At 48.5% G+C, this 239-nt stretch carries 1 protein-coding gene; it reads left to right on the top strand.

The features are described from left to right. Positions 1-239 (top strand): transposase (locus CHM34_RS18875; protein WP_141201807.1); only part of this gene is annotated, 239 nt, incomplete at both ends.

Raw genomic sequence — 239 nt, 5'->3', positions numbered from 1 at the left:
GTTCCCACCGCAGGAAAAAAGCGATCTGTCTCCTTGCCCGAATGCATGAGAAAATCGCCAATCAACGGAAGGATTACACGCATCAGATCAGTCATCAGCTGGTGAAGCGATTCGATTTGATTGCGTTTGAAGATCTGAACGTGCAAGGAATGGTAAAGAATCATCACCTGGCGAAAAGCATCGTCGATGCTGGGTGGAGGCAACTGGTACAATACACGACTCACACGGCTGAAAGTGCT

The organism is Paludifilum halophilum, assembly GCF_002245355.1.
Taxonomy (GTDB): Bacteria; Bacillota; Bacilli; order Thermoactinomycetales; family DSM-45169; genus Paludifilum; species Paludifilum halophilum.
Note: the sequence above shows the minus strand (reverse complement) of the source record. Positions and strands in the feature narration are given on the sequence as shown.